Here is an 18,058-nt window from a genome sequence, read left to right as displayed (position 1 = left end):
GGTCACAGACATGACCAGATCAAACGCTCCCGAGGCGCTGCTCGTACTGCCGCATCTGCGCGTGCAAAACGCCAACGCCATATCGAGCCCCCTCACACATGGCTTCCCGTCCATTACCGCCTTCACGGGGCATATGTGGGCATTGCAACGCAAGCTCGTTGCCGCTGATATACCCATCAAGCTCGACGCGGTGGGCGTGGTGTGCCATCACCACGAAGAGCAGGTAACGGAAGGATATGTCAAGACCTTTCGCCTGACGCGCAATCCCCTCGATAGCAGCGGCCAGAGTGCGGCCATTGCAGAAGAAGGCCGGATGCATCTGGACATTACCTTGCTTTATTTGGCCACACCGCACGCGAACAACGGTGTCAGTGCTTCGTGGCCACTGAATCACGAAGCGCAATTCGGCGAATGGGCTGCACAGATCGGCGAAGTGGTCGCGCGTATGCGCGTCGCCGGCGGGAGCGTGCTTCCGACTCGTCCCAAACCGGGACGACGCACACGACCGTGGATGGCATTGCTTGCCGAAGACCACGATGAAAAGACACGCGCCTTCGCTCGTTGGCGACGCCAGTGGCTGCCAGGCTATGCGCTGGTTGGGCGCGACGACCTGTTGACCGATCGTCTTCGCACACTGAGTAGCGAACAGTCCGGCGCTACGTTGCTCGATGCCTGGCTACACGCGGCGCGGTTCAATCATCAGCCCGTGTCGGAGGGCGACGCTCAGGAAACATCGAGTAAAAAGTTGCGATGGGCAGACCCCGCCAGGCAAAAGGGCGGCGGCTGGACCGTGCCGATACCCGTGGGATACGCGGCGCTCCGAGAGCCGCATCCTGCCGGCAGCGTCGCCAACGCGCGCGATGCTTCCACACCCTTCGTCTTCGTGGAGTCGGTCTACTCGTTCGGCGAATGGATCGGCCCCCATCGACTGAGCAGCGTCCATGAACTGATGTGGCGGCCGGAAACCGATCTGGCGACCGGTTTATATCGCTGCCGAAGCGGTTACTTGTTCAATGACTCGGCTGCCTCACGGGCCGATACCGAGACCCTCGAATTCGATTGAATCAATGTAGCCCACGCCGGGCTCATCACGTCGTTTCATCACTTCATTTAGTTAAGCTAAGATATGTCTGAAAAACTCACTACTGCATCCGTCCTCGCCTTCGAGCGCAAACTGGATCCATCCGATGCGTTGTTCCACTCGGGCCGCTGGGACGATCGCGGCGATGCGTCGGCATGGACACCGATTCGTATTCGGGAGAAATCGGTGCGCGGCACGATCTCCAACCGTCAAAAAACCAAGGATCAGGATCCGGCGAAGCTGGATGCGTCTATCCAGAATCCCAACTTGCAAACTGTCGATGTCGCCGCGTTGCCCGCCGACGCCGATACACTCAGAGTTCAGTTCACAATGCGAGTTCTATCGGGCGCCGGAACGCCATCGGCCTGCAATAACTCGGCATACCGGGCGAAACTGCAAGGCGTCGTTGATGGCTACGTCGCGCAACAAGGCTATACCGAATTGGCGACGCGTTATGCGGCCAATCTGGCTAACGGACGCTTCCTTTGGCGCAACCGCATCGGGGCGGAAAGCGTCCAGGTGGACGTGGCGCAACAGAAGAACGGCCAATCTGAACGAGCCTGGTCGTTCGACGCCCTGTCCGTCAGTCTTCGCGCGATGAACGAATTCGATTCGGATGTCGCGGCACTGGGTCAACTGATAGCCGACGGCCTGACCGGCGATGCGCATGTGCTGTTGCAGGTCACGGCTTATGTGCGCCTCGGGTTCGGACAGGAAGTGTTCCCGTCACAAGAGCTGATTCTCGACAAGGGCAGCAGCCGAAAAAGCAAAACGCTCTACGACGTGCAGAATGTGGCAGCCATTCACTCGCAAAAGATAGGAAACGCTGTGCGTACGATCGACACGTGGTATGCGGAGGCACACGAACTCGGGCCAATTGCCGTGGAGCCGTACGGCTCTGTGACGACGCAAGGCAAGGCGTATCGTCAGCCCAAGCAGAAGCAGGATTTCTACACGTTACTGGATGACTGGTTGCTCAGGGACAAGACGCCGCCTGTCGAGCAGCAACACTTCGTCATGGCCGTGATGATCCGTGGCGGCGTATTCGGCGATGCGAGTTGACGTCCATGACCAGCCACTACATCGACATCACGCTGTTACCCGATCCCGAGTTCAACCCGGCGCATCTGCTGGGCGCGCTCGTGGCGAAGCTGCATCGAGCGTTGGTGCAGCTTCATGCGGACCAGATCGGCATCAGTTTTCCGGGGTATAGCTTGCGCCCGCGTACATTGGGCGAAGTTTTGCGATTGCATGGCACCGAAGCCGAACTGCAGTCGCTGATGGCTCAAGCTTGGCTGCAGGGCATGAGGGATCATGTGAAGGTCACGCGCTGCATGTCCGTCCCGCCGGATGCGGCGCATTGCGTCGTACAACGCCGGCAGTTCAAGACGAATGTCGAGCGGTTGCGGCGACGTCGTATGCGACGCAAGGGCGAATCGGCGGAGCAGGCTGCGGCTGCGATTCCGGACAGCGTCGAACGACGTCCGCATCTGCCGTATGTGCAACTCCGCAGTGCTAGTACGGGGCAGTCGTTTTGCCTGTTCGTGGAGCAGGTGGTATCGGCGTCTGGTGCGGTGGCGGGGACGTTCAACGCTTATGGGCTCAGTTGCGGCGGCAGCGTGCCCTGGTTTTAACCCTTTTTTGGGGGTTGAGGTCGGGGGCCTGAAGGATCAACGGGATACGATCTGTTCGGGGATTTGGGTAGTTTGGCCGAGTCTTCGCTAGTTTCCTTTTGAATCAGAGGGTTGCTGTCATTTGAGCCTAGTTCGCTGCCGCGTAGGCAGCTTAGAGAAGTCGAGGCTTACGGCGCGGCTCTCTGCGAGCGTTCGCTGCCGCGTAGGCAGCTTAGAGAATGAGAGGATCACGCCGTCAGTGAGACGCTGCGTTCGCTGCCGCGTAGGCAGCTTAGAGAATACTCGCGCCGGAATGCGAGCCGGTCGTCCCGTTCGCTGCCGCGTAGGCAGCTTAGAAATCCTGAAAAAGGAAAATCCGTGAAACTCAATTGTTCGCTGCCGCGTAGGCAGCTTAGAAATTTGCCGAATGGCTCGCCATTGCGCTCGAGATGTTCGCTGCCGCGTAGGCAGCTTAGAAATGGATGTCTGCACGGATTCAAGATCTGGACAGGTTCGCTGCCGCGTAGGCAGCTTGGAAAAACGCAATGCGCGGCAATCTGCGCGCGGCGAAGTTCGCTGCCGCGTAGGCAGCTTCGCGCGCGGTAACACGCGAGTTCGCTGCCGCGTAGGCAGCTTAGAATCGTGGGCGTGATCCGCATCTTCCGCCATCACGTTCGCTGCCGCGTAGGCAGCTTAGAAAGAGGCAGCGCCCCACGGTGGAGCAATCACCGCGTTCGCTGCCGCGTAGGCAGCTTAGAAATCTACGTTCCATGGGACACCGACGCGAGTCCGAGTTCGCTGCCGCGTAGGCAGCTTAGAAAAACACCAGATGCTTTCATTGGTCCAATTCCGGGTTCGCTGCCGCGTAGGCAGCTTAGAAATGCGGTCGCGACGGCGGTTCGCGCGGTCACGTGTTCGCCGCCGCGTAGGCAGCTTAGAAATTGGAAGCGCAGCAGATCGCCGCCGATCGCGGGTTCGCTGCCGCGTAGGCAGCTTAGAAAGATCCGCTCGACGCCGAGGAGCAGGCGGCCGTGTTCGCTGCCGCGTAGGCAGCTTAGAAATGTCCAAATATGATGCTGTGGTAGCTGCGGTGGTTCGCTGCCGCGTAGGCAGCTTAGAAAATCGCGCGCGCATGAGCGGCCTAGCAGCGCCAGTTCGCTGCCGCGTAGGCAGCTTAGAAATATCCGCATCATTTCCCCTCGTTACTAGCCACGTTCGCTGCCGCGTAGGCAGCTTAGAAAGGGCAGATCAGCTATATGGGCGTGGAATCAGTAGTTCGCTGCCGCGTAGGCAGCTTAGAAACGATCAAGTGCGCCACCCGCGCGCCGTGCGGCGTTCGCTGCCGCGTAGGCAGCTTAGAAACCATCAAAGGCGCGCGGCGAGCTCGGCCGGCGGTTCGCTGCCGCGTAGGCAGCTTAGAGATGCGAGATTGGAAAGCAGCGCGGCTCGTCTTTCGTTCGCTGCCGCGTAGGCAGCTTAGAAATGTGTCCGTGCCGTCGGCTGTCATCCAGCCCGGTTCGCTGCCGCGTAGGCAGCTTAGAAATGTGAACGCTTCGTAGCGCGCGGCAAGCTCAAGTTCGCTGCCGCGTAGGCAGCTTAGAAAAACGCTGTGGCAATCGGCGCTAACTCTGTCGCTGTTCGCTGCCGCTAGGCAGCTTAGAAGATGCGCAAGAGGTCATGCTCAACCTGTTCCTGGTTCGCTGCCGCGTAGGCAGCTTAGAAATTGTTCGCGCAACGTCACGCGCGCAGAAGGAAGTTCGCTGCCGCGTAGGCAGCTTAGAAAAATCCGTGAGCGGTGCTTTTGGGTGGCCTAGAGTTCGCTGCCGCGTAGGCAGCTTAGAAAAGCTGATAGTAGAAAGCGTCTTTGCGCATCTGGTTCGCTGCCGCGTAGGCAGGTTAGAAAGATGGCGATCGTCACCGTTATCACGTTGCTGAGTTCGCTGCCGCGCAGGCAGCTTAGAAAGGCTTTTCCGCAGCCGTGATGCGGTACGCCTCGTTCGCTGCCGCGTAGGCAGCTTAGAAAGGGGCTCGCGTGAGGAAAGCCGACTCGCCACGGTTCGCTGCCGCGTAGCAGCTTAGAAATTCCGCCACAAGCCTCTCAGCGGGGTAGACGCGTTCGCTGCCGCGTAGGCAGCTTAGAAACTGATCTGCTGGTCGGGTTCCGCGGCCGGACCGTTCGCTGCCGGGCAGGCAGCTTAGAAAATCGACTGGATATCGCACACTTTGTTCATGGGGTTCGCTGCCGCGTAGGCAGCTTAGAAATAGGCATTGACGAGGCATTGCCTGAGCAAGACGTTCGCTGCCGCGTAGGCAGCTTGAAGATAGCGCCGGGCTGTGTAGCACGACGCTCAGCTGTTCGCTGCCGCGCAGGCAGCTTAGAAAGGTTCGAGGGCATCATCAAGGGGCCAAAGAACTAGAAATCGACGTACTCGCCGGTCGTGCGGATGCCACGGTTCGCTGCCGCGTAGGCAGCTTTAGAAAGTAACGTTCCAGCGGTATGAGGGCGACGGCAAGTTCGCTGCCGCGTACGCAGCTAAGAAGACCCTGCAACCTGACTCCGCGTCGACCCGATAAGCGCCCTCGGCGAGCTTGCGAATCGTCAAAAGAAGCAATTCTCGGATATACGCGCTCACAATCCCTCTCCCCTCCCGAAGCACGTTCGCTCCCCGCGCACAGCGCCCCCAAGCAGGTCCCGCGTTTCGCTGCCGAATATCAGTGTATTTGGCTTAAACGCTTTCCCTGATTCCTCTCGAAAAACATCCCGCATAGCGTGTCGCCGTCGTGTCGAGCCGCTCTCAGCTCGAATGTTTACGGCGCGCGATAAAACTCGCTGCGCCAAGAGCAACAAAACAGCTTCCTAACTCAATAAAACCAACGCCGGCGAGTGGCTCCTCAGGCAGACTCTTAGAACAACCAAATGAATGATTGGCACCCCACCAATCCGGTCGAACGCCGCTTCATGGCCGTTCACGAAGACTGGATCGGTTTCGCAAGCGATCCGAAAGCGCGACTGCTCTACTGGCACACCAGCGAAAGCGATCAGCGCATGATCGCCGCCTACATCCAGCGGCAGAGCCAGCTATCGAGCGCAGTACTGCGCCTGCATTCGACCTTCGACGATGCGGACTTCTATGCCGCCGCCTTGGCCGACGAGATCATCGCCTGGTACGAAAGCGGCAAGGAAGCCTCGACGGGAAACGGCGTGACGGCGGATTGGACGCCGCCTTTGCGACGTCGCAACGAAGCGGCCACGGCTTATCTGCTGCGCCTGACCGGCAGCCTGATGCGCCATCACCCGGACGTCTTTCCGCAACTGGTGCTCGTCCTCGAACCCGAGCCCATCCGCAAGCCTGCCGATTTCGAGCGTTGGCTCGATGCCCTGCTCGCAAACCTCGAACAAGACGCATGGCAAGCCCAGCGTCTGCGCCTCTTGCTGACGGGGACCGAGAGCGAGCCGCTTCCTCGGCTCACGAAAGAACGTCCGCAACAAGTGAAAGTGCTGCACGGCCGCTACCACATGGAAGCGTTGCCGCGCGAGTTGATCGCCGACTCCGGCGAACGCGGGCCGGCCGCCGACTTCCGACGCTTGTTCGTCGCGCTGAACGACACGATCACCATCGGCACGCCTGCGCGGCTCGACGAATTGCGTTCGCAAGCTCTGACGATCACTAGAGCGCAAGGCTGGCCCGACCAGAGCGTCGTCGTGCATTTGCTTGCCGGCGCGGCGTATCTCAAGTGGAATTCGCCGCAGCTCGCCTTATCCGCTTACGAACAGGCGACGCAGGCCGCGCGCGAGGCCGTTCAGGCGAACCACGAAGCAGGCAACAAGCTCGTCATCAACGGTTTGTTCGGCGAAGCCTCTGTCTACTGGATGCAAGCCGACTACGCGCGCGCAGCCGAGCGGTACGCGCAAGCCGCCGAGCTGGCCGAAGCCGATCGCGACGGGTTTCTCTCCGTCGAAGGCTGGCGCATGTGCAGCGAGTGTTTCGCGCAGATGAGCCGGCACGACGCGACGGTCGACGCGGGGCTCCGCGCGCTCGATGCGGGCACGCTAATCCCCGTCCCGTTGCGCGCCAACAGCAACCTGCAGATGGTCGCGCAAAGCCTGCTTAAGCGCGTCGGCTCGTTCCACAGACAGCGGCGCGATCTGACGTCGCGCCTTGTCGCCCTCTATGGCGAGAACTGGCCAGAAACGATCCGCCCGCTACCAGCAGGTGAAGTGACACGGCAGATCGCCGAAACATTACCGCTTGATACAGGAGGTCGGGCGTAATGGCGCTGCTCGCAGTCAATCATCTGACGCCTGTTATCGGCATCGACGTCCACCTGATTCAAACAGTCGCAGGCCCCATTCTGCCGCTGCCTCACCCGCATGTTTGATTGGTGCTCGATCCAATGGAGTACCTGAGTTGCTTGCCCGAAGGCGTCGGCAGCATGGTCTCCATCGGCATGATGGCGATGGGCGCGGCTTCCATAGCGAAGATGGGCATGCGCAGTATCGGAGCGGCGGCGGTCGGTCTGGCGTCGATGGGCGTCATGATGGCCGCAGGCGGCGGTGGCGGGCCGATCTATGTCAACGGCCTGATGCGAACCACTGCCGGTACGCAGACGATGCACGTTCCGGGTCTGCATTTTCCGATAGGCGGCACGTTCACCGCTGACGATGCGCCCAAGCCTTCCAGCAATAGCGAGTCGTTCCTTGGCAGCCTCACCGTGCGCGCTAACGGTGACCCGATGTCATACGCATTACTACCCGCACTGAGTTGCTGGTTCGCGGGAATGCTTCCGCTATCGCACAACGCAGAGCACAGCAAACGCGAATCTCCCTCGCTGCCCACCTCCCTCATGCTGCCGATCCCCGCATCGCGTCCGGTTCTGGTCGGCGGCCCGCCCGTGCCGAGCATCGCGGCGCTCGCCGGCATGGCGATGCAAGCGGCACACGCCCACGCGATGAAGCAGAATCCGAAGTTTTGCCGCATATCTCAGGCGATTCAAGATCGGCTGGGCGATGGTTTGTGGGGCCGATTCATCAAAGGGCTCGTCCGGCGCGCCTTCGGCGAACCCGTCGATGGCGCAACCGGCGAAGTGATCGTCGAGCAACACGACTTCACGGTCACGGGACGCTTGCCTCTCGTCTGGAATCGCTATTACGCGAGCCACAACCTTTCGCCTGGCGCTGCGGGCGAGGGCTGGCGCACGCCTGCTGACATCCGCCTCGATCTATTCGAACATGATGGCGGTATCGGCATCATCCTCAGCCTGCCCGACAAACTCGTGGCCTTCGATCAGATGCCGCTCGACGATGGATGGTCCGCGCGAATCATCGAAGGCGTCGGAGGCCATGCTCTATATCGTGACGGCGAACGCTTCATCGTTCGCACACGCGAAGGGCTCGAATATCGCTTTCCAGTGCGCGATGGATGGCGCGAGGATGCGCTGAAGGCGGCGCCAGACCGACCGCTCTCGCTATGGCTCGAGCAACTCAACGACCTGGACGGCAACGCTTGGCGCCTTCGCTGGCGGACCGGACGCGATGCGCCACAGCAACCGCTCTTGTACCTGATCGAGCACGCGGGCGACCTGCCTACCGGCCGAAGCGTGCAATGCGCGCAAGGAAGCCTGCGCGGCCAACTCGGCGAGATCACGCTCCTCGATGCAAACGGCGAGCGCCACGCACTCGTGCGCTACGCGCAGGACCGCGCGGGCGATCTCGTCGCCGTGCATGATGCGCTCGACGTGCCGTATCGCTTCGAATACGGCGGCGACCATCTGATGGTGCGCCATACGGATCGCAACGGACTGTCGTTCTACTACTCGCATCAGCATCACGACGATGGCCTCTGGCGCGTCGATCATGCGTGGGGCGATGGCGGACTGTATGACTACCGCTTCGAGTACGACCTGACGCATCTGGAGACGCACATCACCGATTCGCTCGGCGGCGTGACGCTTTTGCAAGCCGACGCGCGCGGTTTGCCCATCATGCTGACCGATCCGATGGGCGGTGTGTCCAGCTATCAATACGACGGCCTTGGGCGCACGACGTCGATGGTCGACCCGGCGGCCAATCGCACGACGTGGGAATACGATGCGTTCGGCAACGTGCTCACGCACACGCTGCCGGATCGAAGCCAGATCTGCACCGAGTATGACGAGACGCTCAAGCCCGTGGCGATCACCGATCCCGAGGGCGGCGTCTGGAAGCAGACCTGGAATGCACGCGGCCGCCTCGTCGACCAAACGACGCCCGCGGGCATCAAAACGGCTTACCACTATGACGCCGCGGGGCAACTCGTACGCGTAGTCGATCCGGTCGGACACGCTACGACGATTGCCTACGACCCGCTCGGATATGTCGCCGAGATCGTCGATGCGGCGGGCCGCAGCATGCGTCTTTCGCACGATACACGCGGCAACCTCCTGCGCCGCGAAGCGCCAGGCGAAGACGTCACGACATACCGTTGGGACGCGAAGAACCGCTTGAGCGCGTGCGAGCTGCCCGGCTCGCGCCTTGTGCGCTGTGAGTATGACGCGCAAGACAATCTCATCCGCTACATCGACGAAGCGGGCCAACACGCGACGTTCAGTTACTTCGGACAAGGAAAGCTGCGCACGCGCACGGCCCCGGACGGCAGCGTCACGCGCTACCACTACAACACCGAGGAGCAACTGATCGGCGTGAGCAATCCGCTGGGGCAGCAGTGGCAACTCAAGCGCGATGGCAATGGCCGGCTCATCGAAGAAGTGGACTATTGGGGACAAGCGCGACAGTACAGCTATGACCCCGCCGGTCATCTGACGCGGACCATCGATCCGCTGGGGCAGGCCCTCGCCATTCAATGCGATGCGCTGGGACGGGTCGTCAAGCGAAGCGCACGGCCGGCCGAGGAGGAACGCTACGCCTACAACCGTAAGGGCCAGTTGACCGAGGCGAGCAACGCGCACGGGACGGTCATGCGCGCCTACGATGCCGATGGCCGACTCACGCATGAAACGCAGCAGCAGGCGTCGTTCGCCGGCGCGATCGACTATGCCTATGATGAGGCCGGACGATTGGTGACCCAACGGCGGCGCATGCAGGCCGACGCGAAACCATCGTTCGAACAGACGCTGACCTATGGCTATGACGCGTTGGGCCATCCTCAGACGCTCCAGATCGACGACCAGGAACCGATTCGCTTCACGCGCGACATCGCAGGACGTCTGAGCCGCGTGAGCTTCTCGGCGGAACTCGATCACGTTCTCGAGTACGACCGCGCCGGACGGCTTGCGCGCCATACGACGATGCAGGCCGCGCGCGCTGTCGATCAGGTCGCCTATCGCTACGACGCACTGGGTAACTTGACGCAGCGCGACGATTCACGGCTGGGCGTGGACAGCTATCGCTACGATCCGTTGGGGCGGATTGTGGCGCATACCGATCCCGCGCAGACGCTGCGCTACTTCGTGTATGACAAGCAAGGCGACCGCTTTACGAGTCAATACGCGGATGGGAACCGACGCCACGTTCAGCACCACGACGGCGCGCGCTTGTGGCTCGATGCAGCGGGGCAACTCGTCGAGCGGCATGACCGCCGGTCGGGCGTGCAGTGCTTCAAGTGGGATGCGTTCGGGCGGCTCGCGGAGTTCGAGAATACGCACAACGAGAAGTGGTCTTATCGCTATGATCCGTTGGGCAGGCGGATCGGTAAGGTCGCGTTGGGTGGGCCTTACAGCACGACGCCCGACGAAGCGCAGACCTGCTTCCTGTGGGACGGCGATGCGATGGCCGGCGAAGTGCGCGACACGCCGGTACAACAGCAGGGACGCTTCTATGCGTATCATCTGAATAGCTTTGAGCCGCTCGTGATGCAGCTCAGCTCGAGAGATGAAGGGGCTGGCGCGATAGCCGTTCGTACGTTCTATTACCAGAACGATGTGAACGGCGCGCCGGTGAAATTGCGTTCAGGTGACGGCGAGATCGCATGGGAGGCGCATTATGGTGTCACCGGTGGCGTCGATTACGCCGCGACCGAGACGATCGATCAGCCGATTCGGTTGCAGGGGCAGTATTACGATCAGGAATCTGGATTACATTACAACAGGCATCGGTACTTTGATCCCAACACCGGACGGTTCATTTCGCAAGATCCGATCGGCCTGCAGGGCGGCGTTAATCCTTATCAGTTTGCGCCAAATACGTTCGGGTGGATCGATCCTACGGGCTTAACTAATGAGATTGTTCCGCATTGGCCGCCCAATGATGGCGCATCAGGGCCCGTTAGCACTATCACCTTAAAGCCGGGAACGCTTATCGATTGTTATGGCTATCCGGGAGGTAGTTACACATCACCGATAGGGACGCCATACCCGATGCGAGCCTTGCCGCCAGGAACCGATGTCACCAAACCCTATTACGCCTACAAGGTAGTCAAGCCTATAGAGGAAGTAAAAGCGAGCAAGATTGCTGCATGGTTTGGCGAGCTGGGCGGAGGAATTCAATATCTTCTGCCACGGTCAGTACAGGAGCTCATCGATTCTGGTCACTTGCGGAGGTAAAGAGTAATTGTGGATAAACAAGAACTAGTTAAAGTATTGAAATCAACTGACTTTCCTAAGGACAGTTATTCACTTGATGAAGTATCAGACCAATCGCTCTGTTTGATTCATGATGGAAACACTTGGAGGATCTTTTATAGCGAGCGCGGTCAGCGCACCGAAGAGCGGTCGTATCCCGACGAAGCGGAAGCTTGTAGGGAGTTCTTTGAAAGGCTGAAGCGCATGCTAGGACGATAATCCAAGGGAACGCGAAAAGTCCCTATCCCTATCTTCACTGCCTCACCGGCGCTCGGCGTGCTGGGGGGAGTTCGCGCAAAGAATCAACTGAGGGAGTGGAATTCGCCGCAGCTCGCCTTATCCGCTTACGAAGAGGCGACGCACGCCGGGCGGGAGGCCGTTCAGGCGAACCACGAAGCAGGCAACAAGCTCGTCATCAACGGCCTGTTCGGCGAAGTCTCTGTCTACTGGATGCAAGCCGACTACCCGCACGCCGCTGAACGCTACGCGCAAGCCGCCGAGTTGGCCGAAGTCGATCGAGATGGCTTTCTGTCGGTCGAAGGCAGGCGCATGTGAGCGAGTGCTTCGCGCAGATGAGCCGGGACGACGCGACGGTCGACGCGGGACTTCGCGCTCGATGCGGGCACGCTAATCCCCTCCCGCTGCGCGCCAACACCAAGAGCCTTGAAGGCGGCTCTTAACTTGTAGCTGGGTCGCGCTCTACGATGCGCTCCATGCGCCGTACTGATTTGGATATGGCGGCGAGCGTTTGATGGTGCGCCATACGGATCACAACGGCCTGTCGTTTTGTCCCTCGCATGGACTGCACGATGATGGCTACTGGCGCGTCGACTAGCTCGTACGCGTAGTCGACCCAACCGGACACGCGACGACGATTGCCTACGACCCGCTCGGATACGTCGCCGAGATCGTCGATGCGGCGGGCCGCAGCATGCGCCTCGCCTCAGCGAACCGGATGCAAGCCTGTCCGCCTCCTTGTGTCCGAGGCAGCTTTGAAACGTATGCAAGAGAAAAGGAAAACCCCGCTCACTTCGCTGCCGCGGGGGCAGCTTAAGGATGTCGATATCGGACACGCCCCCTCTACTCCACCCTCACCCACTCCCCCTCCCCCGCACTACTCCTCAACACCGCCTCCACAAACCTCAACCCCGCGACCCCATCCTCCACAGTGGTAAGCCACTCGTCGCCCTGCGTGGTCCCTCGCGCAATACACCCCGCGGCATCCGCATAAACCTGCGCGAACGCTTCGATATACCCCTCCGGATGCCCGGCGGGCACGCGCGTCGCATGCTGCGCTTCCGCGCTTTCCACACGCCCGCGCGTAATCCGCTGCGACACGCCCCCGACCGGCGTGAACCACAGTTCGTTAGGCGCTTGCTGATCGAACATCAAACCGGCCTTCGTGCCATACACGCGCAGCCGCAGCGCGTTCTCCTCGCCCGCCGCGACCTGACTCGCCCACAGCATGCCGCGCGCGCCGTTCGCATAACGCAGCATCGCCTGCACGTGATCGTCGACGCGTCGTCCCGGCACGAACGTCGTCACTTCCGCCGACAACGCCGAAGGCCGCATGCCCGTCACATACTCCGCCAACTGATACGCATGCGTGCCGATATCGCCGAGACAACCGGCCGGGCCCGCGAGCGCCGGATCGGTGCGCCACGCGGCCTGCCGGTTCGCCTGCGTCTCGACGGGCATCGACAGCCAGTCCTGCGCATACTCCACCTGCACGACGCGGATATCGCCGAGCGCGCCATCCCGCACCAGCGCGCGCGCATGGCGCACGAGCGGATAGCCGGTGTACGTGTACGTCACCGCGAACACGCGATTCTTCTCCTGCGCGAGCTTCGCCAACGCCTCGCCTTCAGCGAGCGATACCGCGAGCGGCTTGTCGCAGATCACGTGGATGCCGGCTTCCAGAAACGCCGTCGCAATCGGCGCATGCAAGTGATTCGGCGTGACGATCGCGACCGCTTCGATGCCATCGGCGCGGCTCGCTTCGACGCGCGCCATCTCACGATAATCGTCGTAGCTGCGCGGCAAGCCGATGGCCGCAGCGCTCGCCGCCGCGCGCTGCGGATCGGACGACAACGCGCCCGCCAGCAACTCATAGCGATCATCGAGCCGCGCCGCCATGCGATGCACCGCGCCGATAAACGCGCCCTCGCCGCCGCCGACCATGCCGAGCCGCACGCGCCTCATCGCTTTTCTCCTGCTTTGCTCCCAATGCCGAGCACATCGCGCATTTGCTCACGGCTCGCGCCGCTGCCCGCGAAGTCGTCGAACGCATGCTCGGCCACGCGGATAATGTGATCGCGAATGAACGTCGCGCCTTCCCGCGCGCCGTCTTCCGGATGCTTCAACGCGCATTCCCATTCCAGCACGGCCCAGCCGGGAAAGTCGTATTGGGCCATCTTCGAGAAGATCGCCTTGAAGTCGATCTGGCCGTCGCCGAGCGACCGGAAACGCCCCGCGCGCTCCACCCATCCCGAGTAGCCGCCGTACACGCCTTGCCGCCCATTCGGCCGGAACTCCGCGTCCTTCACATGAAACGCCTTGATGCGCGCGTGATAGATGTCGATGAACGCGAGATAGTCCAGTTGCTGCAGGACGAAGTGACTAGGATCGTAGAGGATGTTCGCGCGAGGATGATCGTTCACGGCCGCGAGAAAACGCTCGAACGTCACGCCGTCGTGCAGGTCTTCGCCGGGATGCAACTCGTAGCACACGTCGATGCCCGCGCGGTCGAACTCATCGAGAATCGGACGCCAGCGCGTGGCCAATTCATCGAACGCGGCTTCGACGAGACCCGCCGGGCGCTGCGGCCACGGATACACGTACGGCCATGCGAGCGCGCCGGAGAACGTCACGTGCGCACTCAAACCCAGCCGCTTCGATGCCGCCGCCGCGTGCTTCAACTGCGATATCGCCCATTCGGTGCGCGCCTGCGGATTGCCGCGCACATGCGGCGCGGCGAAGCCGTCGAAGAGCGTGTCGTAAGCGGGATGCACCGCGACCAACTGCCCCTGCAAATGCGTCGACAATTCGGTGATGACAACGCCCGCATCCTCGACCGTGCGGCGGATCTCGTCGCAATAGGCATCGGTCGATGCGGCTTTCTCCAGGTCGATCAGGCGCGGATCGGCGGGCACCTGAATGCCCTTGTAGCCGAGTCCCGCCGCCCACGACGCAAGACTGGCGAGCGTGTCGAACGGCGCTTCCCCGCCCATGAATTGCGCGAGAAAAATCGCCGGGCCTTTGATGGTCTTCATCTTTCGCCTCGTTAGAAACGCCGGTCAGCGCCGTTCAGCGTGACCGGCTGTGCACTCAGAACGGCGAGTTCGGGAAATAGAACTGCTTTGCGTTGTCCTTCGTGATGAGCACCGAAGGAATGATGGTCGTCGGCGGCAGCTTGTCGCCCTTCAGGCGCGCTTCGGCCGTGAGCTTGATCGCGTCATAGATGAACTTCGGCGAGTACGAGACGTCCGCCTTCACGCGCTGGTCGCCGTCCATGATGCGCTTGACCGCTTCCTTCGATCCCGCGCCGCCGAACACTTCCTTGATATCCGTGCGGTGCGCCTGATCGATCGCCTTCAGCACGCCGATCATCATGTCGTCGTCGGCGGCCCAGACGGCGTCGATATGCTTGAAGCGCGTCAGATAGTCCTGCATCACCTTGAACGCGTCGTCGCGGTTCCAGTTCGCGTACTTGGCATCCAGAATCTTGATGTCCGGATGCTGTTTCATCACGCCTTCGAAAGCGGTCCAGCGCTCGTTGTCGAGCGTCGTCGGAATGCCGCGCAGCGCGACGATATCGCCCTTGCCGTTCAGCGTCTTCGCCAGATATTCGGCGGGCAGCTTGCCGAACGCGGTGTTGTCGCCAGCAACATACGCGTCTTGCGCGCTGGTGTCGGTGAGGCCGCGATCGACCACGGTCACGTACACGCCCTTCTTCTTCACCTGCGCGACCGGTTGCGTGAGCGACGCGGATTCGAACGGGAAGATCACGAGCGCGTTGATCTTGTTGACCGTCACCAGATCCTGCAACTGATTGGCCTGCTCGGGCGCGCCGGACGCCGTCTTCACGATGATCTTGAGATCAGGATGCGCCTTCTCCAGTTCCTTCTTGGCCTCGTTCGCCCACCAGACGATGCCGCCCGTGAAGCCGTGCGTGGCGGTCGGGATGGCGACGCCGAGCACCACCTTGTCGGCGGCGAAGGCGGACGATGCGGCGGCGAACGCGCTCGCCGCCAGCGTCAGCGCGCCGAGCGCGCGAAGCAGTTTTTTCATGACGATGTCTCCTGTTATTCGAAGTAGAAAGTTACCGACGGCCACGCTGCAAGAAGGCTACGAAGATGATCACGGCGCCCTGCACCGCCGCGTTCAGATACACGCTGATGATGCTCGTGAGATTCAGGATGTTGTTGATGACCGAAAGCAGGATCGCGCCGATGACCGTGCCGATCACGCGCCCTTCGCCGCCCTTGAGCGCCGTGCCGCCGACCACCACGGCGGCGATCGCTTCGAGTTCCCACAAGAGGCCGGTCGTCGGCGTAGCTGACCCCAAGCGCGGCACGTAGAGCACGGTCGCCACGGCCACGCACAGTCCGAGCAGCACGTAGGTCGCGATCTTTGCGTTATCGACGCGAATGGCCGCATAGCGCGCGACCTGTTCGTTCGAGCCGATGGCCTGCACGTGCCGCCCGAACACCGTGCGGTTCAACACGAGCGCGCCGCCCGCCGCGACGATCGCGAAGATCCAGATCGGCACCGGCACGCCGAAAAGGCTCGCGTAATACACGGGGCCGTAGAGATCGACGAGCGAATTGTCGAGCGTGAGCGCGCCGCCGTCCGCGAGCCACGTCAGCAGCGCGCGAAAGACGCCGAGCGTGCCGAGCGTCACGATGAACGGCTCGATGCGCCCTTTGGTCACGAGCAGTCCGTGCGCGAAGCCGAACAGCGCGCCTAGCACGAGCGCGAGCACGATGCCGAGCGCGACGATCAGAAGCGGCGGCAGCGCATGCCCGTGCACGCCCTGAAGCAGGCCGTTCATCATGAAGATCATGCTGCCCGCGATGAGCGCGGCCATCGATCCGACGGACAGGTCGATGCCGCCCGAAATGATGACGAAGGTCATGCCCACCGCGATGATGCCGATGAACGACGTGCGCGTGAGCACGTTCATCGCGTTGTCGAAGGTGGCGAAGTCGCCGTTCAGCAGCGTGCCGCCGATGCACAGCGCGATGAGCCCGATCAGCGGCCCGACGCCGAGCAGAAACCGCGCGACGGCGGTGAGGCGGCTTTCTTGCGCGGTGTCTTCAGTGTGTGCCGGTCGCATGCGCGATCAACCTCTCTTCGGTCAGAAGGTCCATGCCGAGCGTCGCGACCAGTTCGCCCGCGCGCATCACCGCGACGCGATGGCACAGCCCGATCAGTTCGATCAGCTCGGAAGAAATGACGATCACCGCTCGGCCTTCGGCGGCGAGGCGGTGGATCAGGAAATAGATGTCGCGTTTCGCGCCGACGTCGACGCCGCGCGTGGGTTCGTCGAGCACGACCACGCGCGGATCGGGATGCAGGAACTTCGCGAGCGCCAGCTTCTGCTGATTGCCGCCCGAGAGCATGCGGGCGCGGCTGCGCGTATTGCCGGTGCGAATGCCGAAGTCCTTGACCGCGAGCGTCAGCGCGTCGCGCTCGGCGCGCGAGTCGATGAGCGGGCGCGCGTAGCGTTCCAGCGTCATCATCGTGAGGTTGTCCTTGAGCGCCATGTCCACATGCAGGCCGCGTCCCTTGCGGTCTTCGCTCAAGTACGTGATGCCGTGGCGCATCGCGTCGCGCGGGTTCTTGAGCTTCACGGTCTCGCCTTCGATGGCGATGCGCCCCGCCGCGAGCGGCCGTAAACCGACCAGCGCCTCGAACAGTTCCGTGCGTCCCGCGCCGACGAGCCCCGCGAAGCCGAACACTTCGCCCTGGCGCACGGAAAAGCTCACGCCTTCGGCCCATCCGGGCACGGACGCGCCTTCCACCTGAAACGCGAGTGGCGCGTCGGCAGCGAGCGGGGGCTTGTCGGGAAACATGTCGGAGACTTCGCGGCCTACCATCAGGTTCGCCATTTCGCGGCGCGTGAGGTCGGCGGTCGGCGCGCGCGCGACGAAGCGGCCGTCGCGCATCACGATCACTTCGTCGGTCACGCGTTCCACTTCGTCGAGTTTGTGCGAGATATAAACGATCGTCGTGCCCGCCTCCTTCAGGCGCGCCATCAGCGCGAAGAGGCGCTGCGTTTCCGAGGGCGTCAGCGTGGCGGTCGGCTCGTCCATGATGAGCAGGCGCGTGTCGCGCAGCATGGCCTTCGCGATCTCGACAAGCTGCTTCTCCGCGACGATCAGCTCGCGCACTTTCGTGTCCGGGTTCTTGTGCAGGCCGACTTCGCCTAGCGCGGCGCGGGCGTCCTCGCGCATCGCGGGTTCGTCGAGGAAGAAGCCTTTGCGCAGCTCGTGGCCGAGAAACATGTTCTGCGTGATGCTCAGATGATCCGCGAGATTCAGTTCCTGGTGGATTAGCACGATGCCCGCGCGCTCGGCGTCGCGCGAACTCGCGAAGGCAGCGGGCGTGCCGTCGATCAGCACGTCGCCGGCGCTCGCGCGCTCGTAGCCCGCGAGGATTTTCATCAGCGTGGACTTGCCCGCGCCGTTTTCGCCGAGCAAGCCGTAGATGCGCCCCGGCGCGAGATCGAAGCTCACGCCGTGGAGCACGCGCACCGGGCCGAAGTTCTTCTCGACTGCGTCGAAGCGCACGGCAAGGGTCATCG

The 18,058-nt window shown here is 62.1% G+C and carries 12 protein-coding genes and 1 CRISPR repeat array; of the genes, 7 read left to right on the top strand and 5 right to left on the bottom strand.

Annotated elements, in window-relative coordinates; genetic code table 11:
- Positions 1-10: 10 nt before the first annotated feature.
- From csy2 to JYK05_RS26705, 7 genes are all read left to right on the top strand, one after another.
- Entirely contained in the window at positions 11-1,063 is a 1,053-nt protein-coding gene (gene csy2 / locus JYK05_RS14065; protein ID WP_206469085.1) for a type I-F CRISPR-associated protein Csy2, read from the top strand.
- A 63-nt stretch (positions 1,064-1,126) separates the two neighbouring features.
- Entirely contained in the window at positions 1,127-2,143 is a 1,017-nt protein-coding gene (gene csy3, locus JYK05_RS14060) for a type I-F CRISPR-associated protein Csy3 (protein ID WP_206469083.1), read from the top strand.
- A gap of 5 nt (positions 2,144-2,148) precedes the next feature.
- Complete coding sequence (cas6f, locus tag JYK05_RS14055) at positions 2,149-2,715, top strand: type I-F CRISPR-associated endoribonuclease Cas6/Csy4 (protein ID WP_206469081.1); 567 nt, start codon at positions 2,149-2,151, stop codon at positions 2,713-2,715.
- 130 nt (positions 2,716-2,845) lie between these two features.
- Positions 2,846-5,076: a CRISPR direct-repeat array (repeat unit 26 nt; unit sequence GTTCGCTGCCGCGTAGGCAGCTTAGA).
- Between the two features lie 535 nt (positions 5,077-5,611).
- Complete coding sequence (locus JYK05_RS14050) at positions 5,612-6,967, top strand: hypothetical protein (protein WP_206469079.1); 1,356 nt, start codon at positions 5,612-5,614, stop codon at positions 6,965-6,967.
- Between the two features lie 161 nt (positions 6,968-7,128).
- A complete protein-coding gene (locus JYK05_RS14045; protein ID WP_206469077.1) occupies positions 7,129-11,232 on the top strand; it encodes a glycohydrolase toxin TNT-related protein in 4,104 nt (1,367 codons plus the stop codon).
- 294 nt (positions 11,233-11,526) lie between these two features.
- Complete coding sequence (locus JYK05_RS14040; RefSeq protein ID WP_175940876.1) at positions 11,527-11,805, top strand: hypothetical protein; 279 nt, start codon at positions 11,527-11,529, stop codon at positions 11,803-11,805.
- Between the two features lie 319 nt (positions 11,806-12,124).
- Positions 12,125-12,304 carry a hypothetical protein gene (locus tag JYK05_RS26705; RefSeq protein ID WP_371826458.1) on the top strand — a complete coding sequence of 60 codons (180 nt, stop codon included), beginning with the start codon at positions 12,125-12,127 and terminating at the stop codon, positions 12,302-12,304.
- 26 nt (positions 12,305-12,330) lie between these two features.
- On the opposite strand, the gene JYK05_RS14030 is transcribed toward JYK05_RS26705, so the two are convergent.
- From JYK05_RS14030 to JYK05_RS14010, 5 genes are read right to left on the bottom strand one after another with little or no spacing between them, the layout of a single operon-like run.
- Positions 12,331-13,452 (bottom strand): Gfo/Idh/MocA family protein, encoded by a 1,122-nt coding sequence (locus tag JYK05_RS14030; RefSeq protein WP_175940875.1) that lies wholly within the window; start codon positions 13,450-13,452, stop codon positions 12,331-12,333.
- Positions 13,449-14,522 carry a sugar phosphate isomerase/epimerase gene (locus tag JYK05_RS14025; RefSeq protein WP_175940874.1) on the bottom strand — a complete coding sequence of 358 codons (1,074 nt, stop codon included), beginning with the start codon at positions 14,520-14,522 and terminating at the stop codon, positions 13,449-13,451. Before JYK05_RS14025 ends, JYK05_RS14030 begins: the two co-directional genes overlap by 4 nt.
- A 55-nt stretch (positions 14,523-14,577) precedes the next feature.
- Positions 14,578-15,540, bottom strand: coding sequence for a substrate-binding domain-containing protein (locus JYK05_RS14020; RefSeq protein ID WP_175940873.1), 963 nt, complete (start codon positions 15,538-15,540; stop codon positions 14,578-14,580).
- A 31-nt stretch (positions 15,541-15,571) separates the two neighbouring features.
- Positions 15,572-16,588 carry an ABC transporter permease gene (locus tag JYK05_RS14015; RefSeq protein ID WP_206469072.1) on the bottom strand — a complete coding sequence of 339 codons (1,017 nt, stop codon included), beginning with the start codon at positions 16,586-16,588 and terminating at the stop codon, positions 15,572-15,574.
- A complete protein-coding gene (locus JYK05_RS14010; protein ID WP_206469070.1) occupies positions 16,569-18,056 on the bottom strand; it encodes a sugar ABC transporter ATP-binding protein in 1,488 nt (495 codons plus the stop codon). Before JYK05_RS14010 ends, JYK05_RS14015 begins: the two co-directional genes overlap by 20 nt.
- Positions 18,057-18,058: the final 2 nt, after the last annotated feature.

The organism is Caballeronia sp. M1242, assembly GCF_017220215.1.
Classification (GTDB): domain Bacteria; phylum Pseudomonadota; class Gammaproteobacteria; order Burkholderiales; family Burkholderiaceae; genus Caballeronia.
This window is presented reverse-complemented; position numbering and strand designations above follow the sequence as displayed.